Source organism: Cedecea sp. NFIX57 (assembly GCF_900177785.1).
Taxonomy (GTDB): domain Bacteria; phylum Pseudomonadota; class Gammaproteobacteria; order Enterobacterales; family Enterobacteriaceae; genus Cedecea; species Cedecea neteri_C.
Genome location: NZ_FXAS01000014.1, coordinates 49,778 through 65,941, shown reverse-complemented (window position 1 = coordinate 65,941; position 16,164 = coordinate 49,778). Strand labels below are relative to the sequence as shown.

Below are 16,164 nucleotides of genomic sequence, written 5' to 3'. Positions count from 1 at the left end.
CCCCCGATTTTCACGCGTTGTCTTGTTATCTTCACAAGGAAGAGGCATTCCCCTATGCGTTATTTAACCTCTGTTTGTTGCCCTCTCTGTTTAACAGCCACAGTTATTTTCCCTGTATGTACGCCTGCTCACGCCGCTGGCTTCGTCGATGATTCCATCCTGATGGGCGGGGTTTATTACTCTCAGCGCTATCGCGATAAGCGGGATATGACGCCAGGCAGCCCAAGCTATGGCCGCTACGTCGAAGATCTCCACCACGCGACCTTTAACGCTAATCTCGATTTTAGCTCCGGGTTTATCGCCGATACCGTCGGCTTCGACGTGGCCGGTTTTGTGGCTGAGAACCTTGCCACCGGCAATGCGGCGCACCCGAATGAAATCGGCCTGAGCGCGGCCAACCAGCGCTGGGGCGAGCACTGGGCGGGGGATAAAGGCGGCTTTAATCTTTATAAAGCGGCGCTGAAGTTCAAATACGACGATTACTGGCTTCATGCTGGCTACATCCAGCCCACCGGGCAGACGCTGGTTGGCGTTCATTGGGGCTTTGTCCCCGGCGCGTATCAGGGCGCAGAGGCCGGTGGCCGCTGGGACTTCGGCGAGTCAGGCGTGCTGTCCGGCTCTTATTTCTGGGCCAATAAATATAAAGCGCCCTGGTATACGGAAATGTACGAATTCCGCGCCGCCGACAACGCCACCAAAGTCGATTATCTCCAGGCGATCGGCCTGCGTTACGACTTTAAAAACAAGCTGGTACTGGAAGCTTCCTGGGCGCAGGCCGCTGATTTTATGGATCAGTACATGAGCAAAGTCTCATACAGCTTCCCGGTGGCGGGGCGAGACTTACGCCTCAGCTATCAGTTTTACGGCGCTAAAGATAAAGTCGGCAATAACACTCAGGCCGCCTACGGTTCGGTAAACGATGAGTACGACGGGCTGGCGTGGCTGCAGGGCATCACGCTCGGCTATACCGTAGATGCCGTTGATTTTCGTCTTGAGGCGCAAACAGTTCACGCCCCTGGCAATCAGGGCTTCTTCCTGCAGCGTATCACCCCGGCTTACGCCAGCTCTAACGGGCGCATGGATATCTGGTGGGATGCGGCTTCCGACTTCAATGCCAACGGCGAAACATCGATATTCGGCGGCGTGACGTATGACCTGAAAAATTACGATTTGCCCGGCTGGTCAGTGGGGGCGGGTTATGTTTACGCCTGGGGCGCGAAACCCTGCACCACCTGTACCGTGGACGGCGTGCTGGCCGACCAAAGCCAGCGAATTAATGAGTCGGCATGGACGCTGAACATTGCCCACACCGTGCAAAGCGGCCGCCTGAAAGGTGCCCTCTTCAATCTGCATTACATCAACTACGACAACCACGGCAGCAACCCTAACTACAGCGGCGGGTATAACAATATGTTCCAGGACGAAATAGACATTAAGTTCAACGTGATTGTGCCGTTCACCATTTTCTGACCCGGCGGATTGAGCATCGAAAAATAAAAACATTCATTAACACAAACAACGTGGTAGAGGCGCAGCGGCAATGGCAGGCTCGGATGTTGTGTATTAACTTTAAATTGAGTCCACTACAGGCGAGCCCGCTATGAACACACTACGCTATTTCGATTTTGGTCAATCTCGTGCCCTGATCCTGCTTATTGCCCGTATTGCGTTGATTCTGCTGTTCATTATTTTCGGCTTGCCGAAGATCAGCGGATTCAGCGGCACCGTGGCGTATATGGAACATCTTGGCACCCCACTGCCTACGCTTGCCGCCGCGATTGCGGTGTTTATGGAAGTTGTTGCTGCGATCCTGGTCATCATCGGGTTCTTTACCCGCCCGCTGGCCATTTTGTTTGTGTTTTATACCCTCGGCACGGCACTTATCGGCCACCATTACTGGAGTATGACCGGGGATGCCGTGATGCCTAACATGATTAACTTCTATAAAAACATCAGCATAGCTGGCGGATTCCTGCTGCTGGCGGTAACCGGCCCTGGCGCGATATCCGTCGACAAGCGCTAAATTCCTTCCTCATTCAAAGGCCGCGTATGCGGCCTTTTTCATTCGTTTCCCGCCCATTTTGCTTGATACGCTTCAGCTCACAATTTCGTAACATTCTTTTGCTGGCTGACGGCCTCTTTGGTGCCCCAAACATCCCTTGAACGGCAAATTGTTTATAAATTGTTATTTATATGTTTCATTTTTGACCATCAATTAACACCACCCTGTCCGTCCAGTTTGAAAAAACATCATATATTTAACCATTTCTTAACTAAATAAGATCTAAAAATAAACAATTATGGGCGTGCATCACATTTAGAAAAACTGCGATTCATTCCCTCTTCCCTTCGTTGCTAGTCTCCTCTCCGTGACATGCCTCAGTCCCTAATAAAAAAGGTACACCTATGAAATTCAAACTCGCATTACTCAGTGCAACCCTGATTTCTGCATGCATGTTGTCCGGTACGGCCGTTGCGGCGGATAAGTATGAAATCGCAGTGGTGGCGAAAGTCACCGGGATCCCATGGTTTAACCGTATGGAAACCGGCGTCAACGAAGCCGCAAAAAAACTCAACGTGAATGCTTACCAGACCGGGGCTTCAACGCCCGATCCGGCTCAGCAGGTGAAGGTGATTGAGGATCTGATCGCCAAGAAAGTGAACGCCATTATCGTGGTGCCTAACGACGCCAAAGTACTGGAGCCGGTGCTGAAAAAAGCGCGCGATCAGGGCATCGTGGTGCTGACGCATGAATCCCCTGATCAGCAGATCGGCCAGTGGGATATCGAAACCATCGACAGCGAAAAATATGCTCAGGCCAACATGGACGAGCTGGCGAAAGACATGGGCGGCAAAGGCGGCTACGCCATTTACGTCGGGTCGCTGACCGTGCCGCTGCACAACGCCTGGGCGGATTCCGCCATTAAATACCAGAAAGAAAAATACCCGGATATGTTTGAGGTAACTTCGCGCCTGCCGGTCGCGGAGAGCATCGACAAATCCTACTCCACCACGCTTGACCTGATGAAAACGTATCCGCAGATGAAAGGCGTGATTGGCTTTGGTTCCCTCGGCCCAATCGGCGCGGGTCAGGCGGTACAGAAAAAACGCGCGAAGGACAAACTGGCGGTTGTCGGCATCGCCATGCCGGGCCAGGCGGCACCGTACCTGATGCGCGGCGACATTAAAAAAGCGCTGCTTTGGGATCCTAAAGACGCAGGTTACGCACTGGTTACCGTGGCCGATCAGCTGCTGCAGGGCAAAGCCGTGACCAAAGACCTGACCATAGACGGTCTGGGCAAAGCCGATGTCGACATGGATAAGAAAGTGATCCGCTTTAACAAGATCCTCGAAGTCACCAAAGATAACGCTCAGTCACTCGGTTTCTAAGGCACTCCGCCAACACCAGGGAAACCGGAATGCCGGTCAGCCGGCCGGCATTCTCCAACAAGATTATTTTGTGGCGCCCACGTCGGGCGCCGGCAGGGGCATTACCCATGACCGACACATCCGCATTTATCACTCTTGAGAATATCAGCAAGCAATTCCCGGGCGTGCGGGCGCTGGATAACGTCAATCTGACGCTCAGAAAAGGCGAAGTTCATTGCCTGGCCGGGCAAAACGGCTGCGGTAAAAGCACGATCATCAAAGTGATTTCCGGCGTCTATCACCCGGAAAAAGGGGCGCAAATCGCCCTCGACGGCAAACTGTTTCACAACCTGACGCCCACGCTTTCCGCCCATTACGGCATCCAGGTGATCTACCAGGATCTGTCGCTGTTCCCCAATTTCAGCGTGGCCGAGAATATCGCCGTGCATCGCTATCAGCCCGGCGGGAGCCTGTGGGTTAACCGCAGCGCGATGAAAGCTCAGGCGCTGGCGGCCATGCAGCGCATTGGCGTCACGCTCGACCCGGACAAAAAAGTCGAAAAACTCTCGATAGCCGATCGCCAGCTGGTAGCTATTTGCCGCGCCATTGCCGCCGACGCCCGGCTGGTCATTATGGACGAACCCACGGCGTCGCTTACCCGCCAGGAGGTGAACGGCCTGCTGCGGGTGGTGAATGAACTCAAAGCGGACGGGATTTGCGTGGTGTTTGTCAGCCACCGTCTGGACGAAGTGATGGAAGTTGCCGACCGCATTAGCGTAATGCGCGACGGGAAGCTGGTCGGCACCTGGCAGGCCAGCGAGCTGGACAGCAACGAGCTTGCTTTCCTGATGACCGGGCAACGCTTCCACTACAGCCCGTTGCCGGAAAAGCCTCCGGTAGAAAAACAGCCGATGCTGGAGCTGCGTGGACTCAGCCGCAAAGGCAAATACCACAACATCAATCTGTCACTGCGCAGCGGAGAGATTGTTTCCATCGTGGGCCTGCTCGGATCGGGCCGCACCGAACTGTGCATGAGCCTGTTCGGCATGACGCAGCCGCAAAGCGGTGAAATGCTGATCGACGGCGTGCCGGTGACGTTTCGCAATAATCATGATGCGATCAAACACGGCATCGGCTATGTGTCTGAAGATCGCCTGACACAAGGCCTGATCATGGAGCAGTCGATCTACGACAACACGATTGTCACGGTCTTCGACAAGCTTCATACCCGCAGTGGCCTGCTCGATCACGCCAAAGCCCGTCACCTGGTGGCCGATCTTATTCGTGAGCTAAACATCAAAGTCTCCGATGCCGGGCTGCCGGTAAAAACCCTTTCTGGCGGCAACGCCCAAAGGATTGCCATCGCCAAATGGGTGGCGACTAACCCACAAATATTGATCCTCGATTCACCCACGGTGGGCGTGGATATCGCCAACAAAGAAGGCATTTACCAAATCGCCCGTTCTCTGGCGGAACAGGGGCTGGCGGTACTGATGATTTGCGATGAAATCCCTGAAGCGTATTACAACAGCCACCGCGTGCTGGTGATGCGTCGGGGTGAACTGGTCGCAGAGTTTAATCCTCATCGCAGTAGCGAGCAGGACATTGCTGAGGTGGTCAATGAATAACCCTCGTCTTTCCCGCCTGGCCGGGCAACATGAATTCTGGCTGGGTCTTCTGGTGGTGGCGCTGGCCGTTGGCCTGAGCATCAGCACCGATGAGTTTTTGTCCCTCGGTAACCTGACGGACGTTGCCACCAGCTACGCCATTCTCGGCATTCTGGCCTGCGGGCTGTTCGTCGTGCTTATTTCCGGGGGAATTGATATTTCGTTCCCGGCGATGACCGCCATTGCCCAGTACGTAATGGCAAGCTGGGTGATCGCCCACGGCGGTAATTTTGCGCTGGCGTTGGTGATTTCGATTGCCGTCGGGCTGCTGCTCGGGCTTATCAACGGCTTCCTGGTTTACTGGCTGCGGGTCCCGGCAATTATCATCACCATTGCCACCCTCAACGTTTACTACGGCCTGCTGGTTTATCTCACCAAAGGCACCTGGCTGTACGGCTTCCCGGACTGGTTTATGAACGGCATTAACTGGTTCTCTTTCACCGCCAAAGACGGTTACCAGTACGGGTTGACCCTGCCGCTGCTGTGCCTGGCCGCGGTGATTATCTTTACCGCCGTGCTGATGAACTACACGCGCCTTGGCCGCCAGATTTATGCCATGGGCGGCAACCGCGAGGCGGCGTCCCGTCTGGGGATGAACCTGCTTAAGCTGCACTTCTATGTCTACGGCTATATGGGCATTCTGGCGGGTATTGCCGCCGTCGTTCAGGCGCAGATCACCCAGTCTGTCGCGCCAAACTCGCTGCTGGGCTTTGAGCTGACGGTTCTGGCTGCAGTGGTACTCGGCGGGACAAGCATGAGCGGCGGGCGCGGGACGCTCACCGGCACGCTGCTCGGGGTTATCCTGCTGGCATTCTTACAAAATGGCCTGACGCTACTCAGCGTGTCCTCCTACTGGCACGCCGTGTTCAGCGGCGTGATTATCCTGGTCAGCATCAGCGCCACGGCCTGGAATGAAAAACGCAAACTCGCAAGGGAGCTTTGAGATGAAAACCTTCGCCAGATTTTTACCCGGTGATGCCATCATCCGGCTGCAGTGCGTGATTATTGTGGTGGTCGCCGTGGCATTTTCGCTGCTGCTGGGCGGGCGCTTCTTTAGTCTGGCCAACTTCCAGTCCATCGGCTCTCAGTTACCTATTCTTGGCATGCTGGCGCTGGGCATGGGGATGACGATGCTGACCGGCGGGATCAACCTGTCGATCATTGCCGGGGCGAACGCCTGTTCGCTGGTGATGGCGGCCATTATCGTCAGCCACCCGGATAACCCGCTGTTCTTCGCGCTGGCGCTGCTGGCGGGTATTGCCGTGGCGGTGGCTATCGGCACGCTAAACGGCGCGCTGGTCGCCTGGGTCGGCGTTTCGCCTATTCTGGCTACGCTCGGCACCATGACGCTGATTTCCGGCCTCAATATTTTGCTGTCCAACGGCACGGTGATTTCCGGCTTCCCCACGGCGATTCAGTACCTGGGCAACGCCACATTGCTTGGCATTCCGGTTGCGCTGCTTTTGTTCCTGCTGGTTGCCGTTCTGCTCTGGGTATTGCTGGAGCACACCACGCTGGGGCGCAGCCTTTATCTGGTCGGCTCCAACGAACAGGCCACTCGCTACAGCGGCGTTAACACCGTGCGGGTGCAGATATCGGTATACGTGATTTCCGCCCTGCTCGGCTGGGTGGCGGCCATTCTGATGATGGCCAAGTTTAACTCCGCCAAAGCCGGGTACGGTGAGTCTTACCTGCTGGTCACCATTCTTGCCTCGGTGCTGGGCGGCATAAACCCGGACGGCGGTTTTGGCCGCATTATCGGCCTGGTGCTGGCGCTCATCGTGCTGCAAATGCTGGAAAGCGGCTTTAATTTGCTGGGGATCAGCAGTTATCTGACCATGGCGCTCTGGGGCGCGGTGCTGATCCTCTTTATTGCATTACAGAATCGTAAAGCCTGAGTTCAGGAGAATCATTATGGCGAGTTACTTCATTGGGGTGGATGTAGGGACGGGAAGCGCCCGCGCGGGCGTCTTTGACCTGAATGGCAGAATGGTCGGCGAGGCAAGCCGGGCGATTGAGATTTACCGCCCGCAGGCGGACTTCGTTGAGCAATCCTCGGACAATATCTGGCAGGCGGTTTGCAACGCGGTGCGGGATGCGGTTAACCAGGCCGACATTAATCCGATTCAGGTAAAAGGGCTGGGATTCGACGCCACCTGTTCCCTGGTGGTGCTGGATAAAGAAGGCAAGCCGCTGACCATCAGCCCTTCCGGGCGCAGCGGACAGAACATCATTGTGTGGATGGATCACCGCGCCATCACCCAGGCCGACAGAATTAACGCCCTGCACCACCGCGTGCTGGACTACGTGGGCGGGATTATTTCCCCGGAAATGCAGACGCCAAAATTGCTGTGGCTTAAACAGCACATGCCGAATACCTGGTCGAACGCGGGCTACTATTTTGACCTGCCGGACTTCCTGACCTGGCGCGCCACCGGGGATGATACCCGCTCACTCTGTTCCACCGTTTGTAAATGGACCTACATGGGCCACGAAGACAAATGGGACAGCAGTTATTTCCGCCAGATTGGGCTGGAAGATTTGCTGGAGCACGATGCAGAAAAAATTGGCCGCTATGTGAAAACCATGGGCGAGCCTCTGGGCCACGGCCTGACGCAGCGCGCCGCAAGCGAGATGGGACTGATTGCCGGCACCGCCGTCAGCGTCTCGATTATTGATGCCCATGCCGGCACGCTCGGTACGCTCGGCGCCTGTGGCGTTTCAGGCGAAGTGGCAGATTTTGACCGCCGCGTGGCGCTCATCGGCGGCACCTCAACCGGGCATATGGCCATTTCAAAAGAAGCGCGTTTTATTAATGGCGTTTGGGGGCCTTACTACTCCGCCGTGCTGCCGGGCTACTGGCTAAACGAAGGCGGCCAGTCGGCCACCGGGGCGCTTATCGACCATATTATTCAGTCTCACCCTTGCTATGAGACGCTGCTTGCCCAGGCGAAGACTCAGGGGCAAACCATTTACGAACTGCTGAACGCCCTGCTGCGTAAAATGGCCGGGGAGCCGGAAAACATCGCCTTCCTGACGAAGGATATGCACATCCTGCCCTACTTCCACGGCAACCGTTCCCCGCGCGCCAATCCGACGCTAACCGGCGTCATCAGCGGGCTGAAGCTTTCCCGCACGCCGGAAGATATGGCGCTGCAGTACCTGGCGACGATTCAGGCTATCGCGCTTGGTACCCGCCATATTATCGAAACCATGAACCACAGCGGCTACACCATCGACACCATCATGGCGAGCGGCGGCGGCACCAAAAACCCAATTTTCGTTCAGGAGCACGCCAACGCCACCGGCTGCGCGATGTTGCTGCCGGAAGAGAGCGAGGCGATGCTGCTGGGCAGCGCGATAATGGGCACAGTGGCGGCGGGCGTGTTTGACTCCTTCCCGGAAGCGATGTCGGTCATGAGCCGCATTGGCAAAACGGTCACACCGCAGACTAACCGCATCAAGCAGTACTACGACCGGAAATACAAAGTGTTCCACGAGATGTACCTCGACCACATGAAATACCGCCAGCTGATGCAGGAGGAAGCATGAGTGCCTCCTGGCAGCAGGCCGTAAACGCATGGGAAACCTGTAGTCGCGAACTTGCGGCTCTGGAACAGCACTTGAGCGAGCCGCAGTGGCTCGCCTTGCTGGCCGAACTGAGAAACTGCAAAGGCAAGATTGTGGTCACCGGCGTCGGCACTTCCGGCATCGCCGCGAGGAAAATTGCCCATATGCTGGCCTGCGTCGAACACCCGGCCATTTATCTCAGCGCGACGGACGCAGCGCATGGCGATCTGGGCTTTTTACGTGCGGATGATCTGATGATCATGCTTTCCAGGGGCGGGAATTCCGACGAACTGACGCGGCTGCTGCCGGGCCTGGCATCCAGAAACGTACCGCTGATTAGCGTGACCGAAAACCCGGATTCGGCCATCGCCAAAGCGGCCAGTCTGGTGATTTCTACCGGCGTGAAGCAGGAAATGGATCCGCTGAATATGCTGGCGACCACGTCGATAATCCTGGCGCTGGCGATTTTTGATGCCGCCTGCGCCTGCCTGATGAGCGAGAGCGGTTATTCGAAAGAGACGCTGCTCGCCGTTCATCCCGGTGGGGATGTCGGGCTGACGTTAAGCCAGCAGAAATAAAAAAGGCTCCCGCCTGGGAGCCTTTCAACATTTCAGCTTAACGATTATGCGTAAACCGGGAAGCGGGCACAGATATCCAGCACTTTACCTTTGACGCGCTCGATAACCGCTTCGTCATTGATGTTGTCCAGAACGTCACACATCCAGCCAGCCAGCTCTTTCACTTCAGCTTCTTTAAAGCCGCGACGAGTAACGGCCGGAGAACCGATACGGATACCGGAGGTCACGAACGGGCTCTTCGGATCGTTTGGTACGCTGTTTTTGTTCACGGTGATGTTGGCACGGCCCAGGGCAGCGTCAGCTTCTTTACCGGTCAGGTTTTTATCAACCAGATCCAGCAGGAACAGGTGGTTTTCAGTGCCACCGGAAACCACTTTGTAGCCACGGTTCAGGAACACTTCCACCATCGCTTTGGCGTTTTTAGCAACCTGCTGCTGGTAAACCTTGAACTCGGGCTCCATTGCTTCTTTCAGCGCAACGGCTTTAGCCGCGATAACGTGCATCAGCGGGCCGCCCTGCGCGCTTGGGAATACGGCAGAGTTCAGTTTCTTGTAGAGATCTTCGTCGCCGCCCTTCGCCAGGATCAGGCCACCGCGTGGACCCGCCAGGGTTTTGTGGGTGGTGGTGGTCACAACGTGAGCGTGTGGTACCGGGTTCGGGTAAACGTCTGCGGCAATCAGGCCCGCAACGTGCGCCATATCAACGAACAGGTAAGCGCCGATGCTGTCTGCGATTTCACGCATCTTAGCCCAGTCAACCACGCCGGAGTAGGCAGAGAAGCCGCCGATGATCATCTTCGGCTTGTGCTCTTTAGCCTGCTTCGCCATGTCTTCGTAGTCAATTTTACCGAACTCATCGATACCGTAAGGAATGATGTTGTACAGTTTGCCGGAGAAGTTAACCGGGGAACCGTGAGTCAGGTGGCCGCCCTGCGCCAGGTTCATGCCCAGCACGGTATCGCCCGGCTGCAGCAGCGCGGTGTATACCGCGAAGTTAGCCTGGGAACCGGAGTGTGGCTGCACGTTCGCATAGTCTGCACCAAACAGCTCTTTTGCACGGTCGATAGCCAGCTGCTCAACGATGTCCACATACTCGCAACCGCCGTAGTAGCGCTTGCCTGGGTAACCTTCAGCATATTTGTTTGTCAGCTGAGAACCCTGAGCCTGCATCACGCGCGGGCTGGTGTAGTTTTCGGAGGCGATCAGTTCAATGTGCTCTTCCTGACGTACTTTCTCTTGCTCCATGGCCTGCCACAGTTCGGCATCGTAATCGGCAATGTTCATTTCACGCTTTAACATTCGCATCTCCTGACTCAGCTAACGGTAAAAATTTTACTGCAATGAGGGGGCCCATTTGGGCGACGGGCAACAGTGTAAACCGAAACCCTTTCGGGTGATAGGGCTTGACAGAGGTTTTTACGCAAACGATTACCCAGGCATGAAATAAGGCTTCCAGGCAATAAAGTCTGCCTCTTTTTGCCGGATATTTCTTCATCAACGCTATGCGTATTTTTCATGTTCTGTGAACTCAGTCGTTAACAACAATAACCCATTTACAACATAAGGCCATTTCTATAAGATGCATTTAAAATGCAATTTATACATTACGCTGTTTATGGAGACCGCCATGCTAGACGCACAAACCATCGCCGTTGTTAAGTCGACCATCCCTCTGCTGGCCGCAACCGGGCCTAAACTTACCGCCCATTTTTATGAGCGTATGTTCAGCCACAACCCGGAGCTGAAAGAGATCTTTAACATGAGCAACCAGCGCAACGGTGACCAGCGCGAAGCGCTGTTCAACGCCATTTGCGCGTATGCTTCCAACATCGAAAATCTGGCTGCCCTCTTGCCAGCGGTAGAGAAAATCGCCCAGAAGCACACCACCTTCCAGATCAAGCCAGAGCAATACAACATCGTGGGCGGCCATCTGCTGGCCACGTTAGACGAGTTATTCAGCCCGGGGCAGGAAGTGCTGGACGCCTGGGGAAAAGCCTACGGCGTTCTGGCGCAGGTCTTTATTAACCGCGAGTCAGAAATTTACCAGGATAACGCCGCTAAGCAGGGTGGCTGGGAAGGCACGCGTCCGTTCACTATCGTAGAGAAAAAAGAGCAAAGTTCGCTTATCACCAGCTTCGAACTTGTCCCGCTGGACGGAGGCCCGGTGGCGGATTATCAGCCGGGGCAATACCTCGGCGTCTGGCTGAAGCCTGTTGGTTTCCCGCATCAGGAAATTCGTCAGTACTCTTTGACCCGCCAGCCGAACGGGAAAAGCTACCGCATTGCCGTGAAGCGTGAAGAGAAAGGTATGGTCTCAAACTGGCTGCACAATCATGCTCAGGCTGGCGATCGGGTGCATCTGGCTTCACCGGCAGGCGACTTCTTTATGGATGTAAAATCCGACACGCCGGTGACGCTGATTTCCGCAGGCGTCGGCCAGACGCCAATGCTCTCGATGCTGGACACGCTGGCGAACAGCGGCCACCAGGCCCAGGTCAACTGGCTGCACGCCGCCGAACACGGGGATGTGCACGCCTTTAGTAAAGAAGTAGCAGGACTTGGCGCGAAGCTGCCGAAATTTGAAAGCCACGTCTGGTACCGTGAACCCTCCGCAGAGGATCGTGCCCTGCCGCGCTTTAATCGCGAAGGACTGATGAATTTGCTGGAAATCGAAGGGAAGTTAAGCGACCCGGCGATGCAGTTCTATCTTTGCGGCCCGATCAACTTTATGCGTTTTGCGGCGGAACAGTTGGTGAAGATTGGCGTGAATAAAGACAGCATTCACTACGAGTGCTTTGGCCCGCACAAGGTGATGTAGTTTAGTACGATTTCCCCTCACCCCAACCCTCTTCCCAAAGGGGCGAGGGAGTAAAGGCAATGTCCGCCTGGGTGAGGGTAAAAAACCTAAATCAAATCGCCGCGTCGTCTTCTTCGCCGGTACGAATACGCACCACGCGTGCTACATCAAACACGAAAATCTTACCGTCACCAATCTTGCCTGTCTGAGCCGTGCGGATAATGGTGTCCACGCAGGTATCAACGATATCGTCGGTCACCACAATTTCAATTTTTACTTTTGGCAGAAAGTCCACCATGTACTCGGCACCGCGGTACAGCTCGGTATGCCCTTTCTGACGGCCAAAGCCTTTCACTTCCGTCACCGTCATGCCGGTAATGCCTACTTCAGCCAGCGCTTCGCGCACATCATCCAGTTTGAAAGGTTTAATAATCGCATCAATTTTTTTCATGGTATTACCGGTATCCCCGCGCGGCGTTTTGTACTGTTAGTAATCGGTTGCTCACACTACCACAGCCTACTCTTTAAAGTCATTGGCCTCGAGTTCATGCCTGGCCAGTAATTTATAGAATTCGGTTCGGTTACGCCCCGCCATGCGCGCGGCATGGGTGACATTTCCTTTGGTAATTTGCAGCAGCTTACGCAAATAGTTTAGCTCGAACTGGTTACGCGCTTCGACAAATGTCGGCAAGGCGGTGTTTTCGCCTTCCAGCGCCTGCTCCACCAGCGCTTCGCCAATCACCGGGGCTGAGGTCAGCGCCACGCACTGCTCAATCACGTTCACCAGCTGGCGCACGTTGCCTGGCCAGCTTGCGGTCATCAGCCGCTTCATGGCGTCGGTGGAGAAACTCCGAACGAAAGGTTTGTGCCTGTCGGCGGACTGGCGTAACAAATGATTCGCCAGCAGCGGGATATCTTCGGCGCGTTCATGCAGCGCGGGAATTTTCAGGTTCACAACGTTGAGGCGGTAGAAGAGATCTTCACGAAACTCCCCGCGCTCCATGGCTTTCGGCAAGTCCCGGTGCGTGGCGGAGATAATCCGCACGTCAATGTCCAGATCGCGGTTGCTGCCCAGCGGGCGAACTTTCCGCTCCTGCAAAACGCGCAGCAGCTTAACCTGGAGCGGGATTGGCATATCGCCGATTTCATCGAGGAACAGCGTTCCACCTTCCGCCGCCTGGAACAGCCCTTCACGGCTGCTGACCGCGCCGGTAAAGGCCCCGCGAGCGTGACCAAACAGCTCGGATTCCAGCAGTTGCTCAGGCAGCGCGCCACAGTTAATCGCAATAAACGCTTTTTTGCTGCGAGGGCTGGCGTTATGTATTGCCTGAGCCAGAATCTCTTTCCCGGTGCCGCTTTGGCCGTTAATCAACACGCTGACGTCCGACTGCGCCACCATGCGCGCCTGCTCGAGCAAACGCTGCATAATCGGGCTGCGGGTCACAATGGTATCGCGCCACATATCATCGCCAGCGATGATCGTGTGCTCAAGCGCATTGTCGATGGCCTGATAAAGCGCATCTCTGTCCACCGGCTTGGTGAGGAAGCTAAATACACCCTGCTGGGTTGCCGCCACGGCATCAGGGATAGAGCCGTGCGCAGTCAGAATGATAACCGGCATCCCCGGCTGGCCTTTTTGGATCTCCGCGAACAGCGCCATGCCGTCCATTTCGTCCATTCTGAGATCGCTTATCACCAGATCGATTTTCTCTCGCGCCAGGACTTTCAGCCCCTCAGCCCCGCTTTCAGCCGTAGTGACCGTATAGCCCTCACTCGACAGGCGCATTCCCAGCAGTTTTAACAGGCCGGGATCATCATCCACTAAGAGTAAGCGCGCGGGTTTCCTTTGCGTCATGGTTTTGCCTCCGGCTGCGATTTGTTTGGCGTACCGCTATCGTCGTCGTCGTTGTCTTCCGAACTATGTGTGTCAGGCACCAAATTACTTCCCGGCTTGCGGCTGGAGAGCTGACGCTCAATGTCAGTCAGATTTTCCAGCTTGCGTGTTGTGAGATCGAGCTGGCCACGCAAGCGCTGCTGCTGTTCTCGCAGCGTATCCAGCTCGCCGTCCGTTGACTGCTGCAGCTTGCTATAGCGTGTGCGCTCATCCGAAAGCTTGAGCTGTGACAACTGTCCGTCACGCCAAATCTCAAACAGGGAACGTACCTGCACAGGCACTTCGCTGGTCATGGTGTCGAGCTGGGTCATGTAACGGCGGCGCTCGGTCGGGGTAATTTTAGCCGTGGACAGCAAAATGCCGCGCTTAAATGTGTCCTGCCAGGTTTCTGCTGGCCACTGGCGAGCTTCTGCACGGGCTTCTGCCGGCGGCAGGCGCTGCGCGCAATCCATACCGCGCAGCCAGTAAAGCGGGTTACTGCTAACGTCATGTCCCGTCAGCGCCCATATTTCGGTGCAGTCCGTGGACAGGTAATCAGGAATTTGTTGTTCCGGGATATGTGGTTTGTGGGCTTCATCCAGGCTGCTGGACACGCTTGATGGTGCGCATCCTGTCAACAACGTCGCGCCGGCCAGCGCCCCGGATACCCAGCCAATAAGGCGAGCCAAAGACCCGCGGCGTGGTTCACGCAATAAAAGTACTTTCATCGTTTTAATCATTCTCAGGGAAAACCGGTAATTCGATACGGAAGCATACTTCCGCGCTGTTAGCGTTAATCAGGCTAAGTTTTCCGTGCATACGGCGAATGCAATCCCTGGCGATACTTAACCCCAGGCCACTTCCCTTTACGGAACCCTTCCGCTGGTGGCTGCCCTGGAAGAAAGGCTCAAAAATCATCTCTTGTTCCGTGGCCGGAATCGGCTCGCCTGTGTTCGCGACCTCAATGTAAAGCATCGCACCCACCTGCGAACTCCGGAGGTAAATGGTACCGGATTCACTGCCGTAGTGCACCGCATTGGAGTAGAGATTATCCAGTACGCTCATCAGCAGCGTCGGCTCTGCGAGGCAAGCTTTCGGGCTTAATTGCATCTCGGTATGCATCATTTTAGCCCTTGCCGGGAGGCTGTGGGCAGAGATAACCATTTCCACGATCGGAGCCACCTCGACCCTTTCCAGGGTTACCACGCCGTCTGCCAGCTTGCGGTTATAGTCCAACAGCTGTTCAATCAGCTTTTGCAGGTGGCGACTGCTGTTATCCAGGATGGCGACAACCTCTTTCTGGTCGGCATTGAGCGGCCCGGCAACCTGGTCAGCAAGCAGTTCAGTCCCCTCTCGCATGCTGGCAAGCGGGGTTTTTAACTCATGAGAAAGATGGCGGAGAAACTCGTGGCGCTGGGATTCAAGCCAGGACAGGCGTTCGCTGAGCCAGACAATACGCTGCCCAACGGAGCGCAGTTCGCGCGGCCCTTTAAATACTTCGCTGTTGCCGAGCGAACGCCCTTCCCCCAGCCGATTGATCATCCGTTCGATGCCTTTAACCGGGCCGATAATCATGCGGGTAAAGATGATGACCAGCCCCAGGCTGAGCAGAAACAGCACCAGGGCCTGCCAACCGAAGAACTGGCCTCGTTCAGCAATTTCCTGCTGCAGTTGCTGTCCGCGAGAGAACACCACCGTTCGCGTGGCCTGCACCATTTCAGCATTGGTTGAGGCGAATTGTTCCAGTTGGTTTGCCGCAGAAGCTTCCGGCCCGCTGTTTTTACATTTGAGCTCAGCCAAATCACTCAAAGACTGGCTGAGCGATTGATAGAGTTTTGGGTCGGGTAATACGGAGGCGTGCGCCTCAAGCATTTGAGCGTAACGCTGGCGCTGCCCCTGATACAGCTGGGCAAGGCGCGAATCATCGAGCACGCAATACTGTCGATAGCTTCGCTCCATTTCCAGCGCGATGTTGGTCATTGCCTCGCTACGCCGGGCATCGGTCAGCGTGGTGCGGTTGGTCAACGCGGCCTGAGCGCTCAGGGCGTTAAGGCTTTGCCACGCCTGCCACGCAAGCACCAGCAGCGGTACGAGCACCAGTAAAAAGGCCATCATGACAAGCTGGCGTAAAGATCGGGGGAAAAAATGCCACTGGTTCAATAGCTTCATCTCACATTACCTGTATGACACGATGCTAGCCGCGATTGCGCGTGGTGGAAAGGTGCGATTCCCGGAAACAACAAAGGCAGGGTCAAAAACCCTGCCTTTGTTTAGGAATTAGGCGGCGCCTTACTCAACGTTTCGCCCGGAG

The 16,164-nt window shown here is 55.7% G+C and carries 14 protein-coding genes; 9 read left to right on the top strand and 5 right to left on the bottom strand.

All coding sequences use genetic code 11. The features are described 5' to 3' along the window. The first annotated feature begins 54 nt into the window (after positions 1-54). From B9Y90_RS13810 to B9Y90_RS13775, 8 genes are all read left to right on the top strand, one after another. Complete coding sequence (locus B9Y90_RS13810; protein ID WP_085541560.1) at positions 55-1,470, top strand: OprD family outer membrane porin; 1,416 nt, start codon at positions 55-57, stop codon at positions 1,468-1,470. Positions 1,471-1,600: 130 nt separating this feature from the next. Then, positions 1,601-2,023: a DoxX family protein gene (locus B9Y90_RS13805; protein ID WP_039296191.1), complete on the top strand. Its 423-nt coding sequence runs from the start codon at positions 1,601-1,603 to the stop codon at positions 2,021-2,023. A 383-nt stretch (positions 2,024-2,406) separates the two neighbouring features. Next, positions 2,407-3,390 carry an autoinducer 2 ABC transporter substrate-binding protein gene (locus tag B9Y90_RS13800; RefSeq protein WP_008459446.1) on the top strand — a complete coding sequence of 328 codons (984 nt, stop codon included), beginning with the start codon at positions 2,407-2,409 and terminating at the stop codon, positions 3,388-3,390. 107 nt (positions 3,391-3,497) lie between these two features. Next, positions 3,498-4,997 carry a sugar ABC transporter ATP-binding protein gene (locus B9Y90_RS13795; protein WP_085541611.1) on the top strand — a complete coding sequence of 500 codons (1,500 nt, stop codon included), beginning with the start codon at positions 3,498-3,500 and terminating at the stop codon, positions 4,995-4,997. Next, a complete protein-coding gene (locus B9Y90_RS13790; RefSeq protein ID WP_039296197.1) occupies positions 4,990-5,979 on the top strand; it encodes an ABC transporter permease in 990 nt (329 codons plus the stop codon). Before B9Y90_RS13795 ends, B9Y90_RS13790 begins: the two co-directional genes overlap by 8 nt. A gap of 1 nt (position 5,980) precedes the next feature. Continuing rightward, entirely contained in the window at positions 5,981-6,934 is a 954-nt protein-coding gene (locus B9Y90_RS13785) for an ABC transporter permease (RefSeq protein ID WP_085541559.1), read from the top strand. Between the two features lie 16 nt (positions 6,935-6,950). After that, a complete protein-coding gene (locus B9Y90_RS13780) occupies positions 6,951-8,588 on the top strand; it encodes an FGGY-family carbohydrate kinase (protein ID WP_085541558.1) in 1,638 nt (545 codons plus the stop codon). Beyond that, positions 8,585-9,184: a KpsF/GutQ family sugar-phosphate isomerase gene (locus tag B9Y90_RS13775; RefSeq protein ID WP_085541557.1), complete on the top strand. Its 600-nt coding sequence runs from the start codon at positions 8,585-8,587 to the stop codon at positions 9,182-9,184. Before B9Y90_RS13780 ends, B9Y90_RS13775 begins: the two co-directional genes overlap by 4 nt. A gap of 44 nt (positions 9,185-9,228) precedes the next feature. Here the strand turns inward: B9Y90_RS13775 and glyA are convergent, their stop codons facing one another. Next, the gene (gene glyA, locus B9Y90_RS13770) at positions 9,229-10,482 is read right to left on the bottom strand and encodes a serine hydroxymethyltransferase (RefSeq protein WP_085541556.1); all 1,254 of its coding nucleotides are present in this window, start codon (positions 10,480-10,482) and stop codon (positions 9,229-9,231) included. A gap of 328 nt (positions 10,483-10,810) precedes the next feature. Between glyA and hmpA the strand changes: the two genes are divergently transcribed. Continuing rightward, positions 10,811-12,001 (top strand): NO-inducible flavohemoprotein, encoded by a 1,191-nt coding sequence (hmpA, locus tag B9Y90_RS13765; protein ID WP_085541555.1) that lies wholly within the window; start codon positions 10,811-10,813, stop codon positions 11,999-12,001. Between the two features lie 91 nt (positions 12,002-12,092). Here hmpA and glnB read toward each other — a convergent pair whose 3' ends face one another. The 4 genes from glnB to B9Y90_RS13745 form a co-directional block, all read right to left on the bottom strand. Next, positions 12,093-12,431 carry a nitrogen regulatory protein P-II gene (gene glnB, locus B9Y90_RS13760; protein ID WP_002438074.1) on the bottom strand — a complete coding sequence of 113 codons (339 nt, stop codon included), beginning with the start codon at positions 12,429-12,431 and terminating at the stop codon, positions 12,093-12,095. Between the two features lie 66 nt (positions 12,432-12,497). Then, positions 12,498-13,835 carry a two-component system response regulator GlrR gene (gene glrR, locus B9Y90_RS13755; RefSeq protein WP_085541554.1) on the bottom strand — a complete coding sequence of 446 codons (1,338 nt, stop codon included), beginning with the start codon at positions 13,833-13,835 and terminating at the stop codon, positions 12,498-12,500. Next, complete coding sequence (qseG, locus tag B9Y90_RS13750) at positions 13,832-14,593, bottom strand: two-component system QseEF-associated lipoprotein QseG (RefSeq protein ID WP_039286666.1); 762 nt, start codon at positions 14,591-14,593, stop codon at positions 13,832-13,834. Before qseG ends, glrR begins: the two co-directional genes overlap by 4 nt. Further along, positions 14,586-16,022, bottom strand: coding sequence for a sensor histidine kinase (locus B9Y90_RS13745; RefSeq protein WP_085541553.1), 1,437 nt, complete (start codon positions 16,020-16,022; stop codon positions 14,586-14,588). The genes qseG and B9Y90_RS13745 overlap by 8 nt, the downstream gene beginning before the upstream one ends. Positions 16,023-16,164 lie beyond the last annotated feature (142 nt).

What these genes read in the sequence shown, in the direction of transcription:
- glyA (WP_085541556.1), bottom strand. Translation starts at nt 10,482, where the DNA reads ATGTTAAAGCGTGAAATGAACATTGCCGATTACGATGCCGAACTGTGG.
- glrR (WP_085541554.1), bottom strand. Translation starts at nt 13,835, where the DNA reads ATGACGCAAAGGAAACCCGCGCGCTTACTCTTAGTGGATGATGATCCC.
- B9Y90_RS13790 (WP_039296197.1), top strand. Translation starts at nt 4,990, where the DNA reads ATGAATAACCCTCGTCTTTCCCGCCTGGCCGGGCAACATGAATTCTGG.
- B9Y90_RS13775 (WP_085541557.1), top strand. Translation starts at nt 8,585, where the DNA reads ATGAGTGCCTCCTGGCAGCAGGCCGTAAACGCATGGGAAACCTGTAGT.
- B9Y90_RS13800 (WP_008459446.1), top strand. Translation starts at nt 2,407, where the DNA reads ATGAAATTCAAACTCGCATTACTCAGTGCAACCCTGATTTCTGCATGC.
- B9Y90_RS13805 (WP_039296191.1), top strand. Translation starts at nt 1,601, where the DNA reads ATGAACACACTACGCTATTTCGATTTTGGTCAATCTCGTGCCCTGATC.
- hmpA (WP_085541555.1), top strand. Translation starts at nt 10,811, where the DNA reads ATGCTAGACGCACAAACCATCGCCGTTGTTAAGTCGACCATCCCTCTG.
- qseG (WP_039286666.1), bottom strand. Translation starts at nt 14,593, where the DNA reads ATGATTAAAACGATGAAAGTACTTTTATTGCGTGAACCACGCCGCGGG.
- glnB (WP_002438074.1), bottom strand. Translation starts at nt 12,431, where the DNA reads ATGAAAAAAATTGATGCGATTATTAAACCTTTCAAACTGGATGATGTG.
- B9Y90_RS13795 (WP_085541611.1), top strand. Translation starts at nt 3,498, where the DNA reads ATGACCGACACATCCGCATTTATCACTCTTGAGAATATCAGCAAGCAA.
- B9Y90_RS13810 (WP_085541560.1), top strand. Translation starts at nt 55, where the DNA reads ATGCGTTATTTAACCTCTGTTTGTTGCCCTCTCTGTTTAACAGCCACA.
- B9Y90_RS13745 (WP_085541553.1), bottom strand. Translation starts at nt 16,022, where the DNA reads ATGAAGCTATTGAACCAGTGGCATTTTTTCCCCCGATCTTTACGCCAG.
- B9Y90_RS13785 (WP_085541559.1), top strand. Translation starts at nt 5,981, where the DNA reads ATGAAAACCTTCGCCAGATTTTTACCCGGTGATGCCATCATCCGGCTG.
- B9Y90_RS13780 (WP_085541558.1), top strand. Translation starts at nt 6,951, where the DNA reads ATGGCGAGTTACTTCATTGGGGTGGATGTAGGGACGGGAAGCGCCCGC.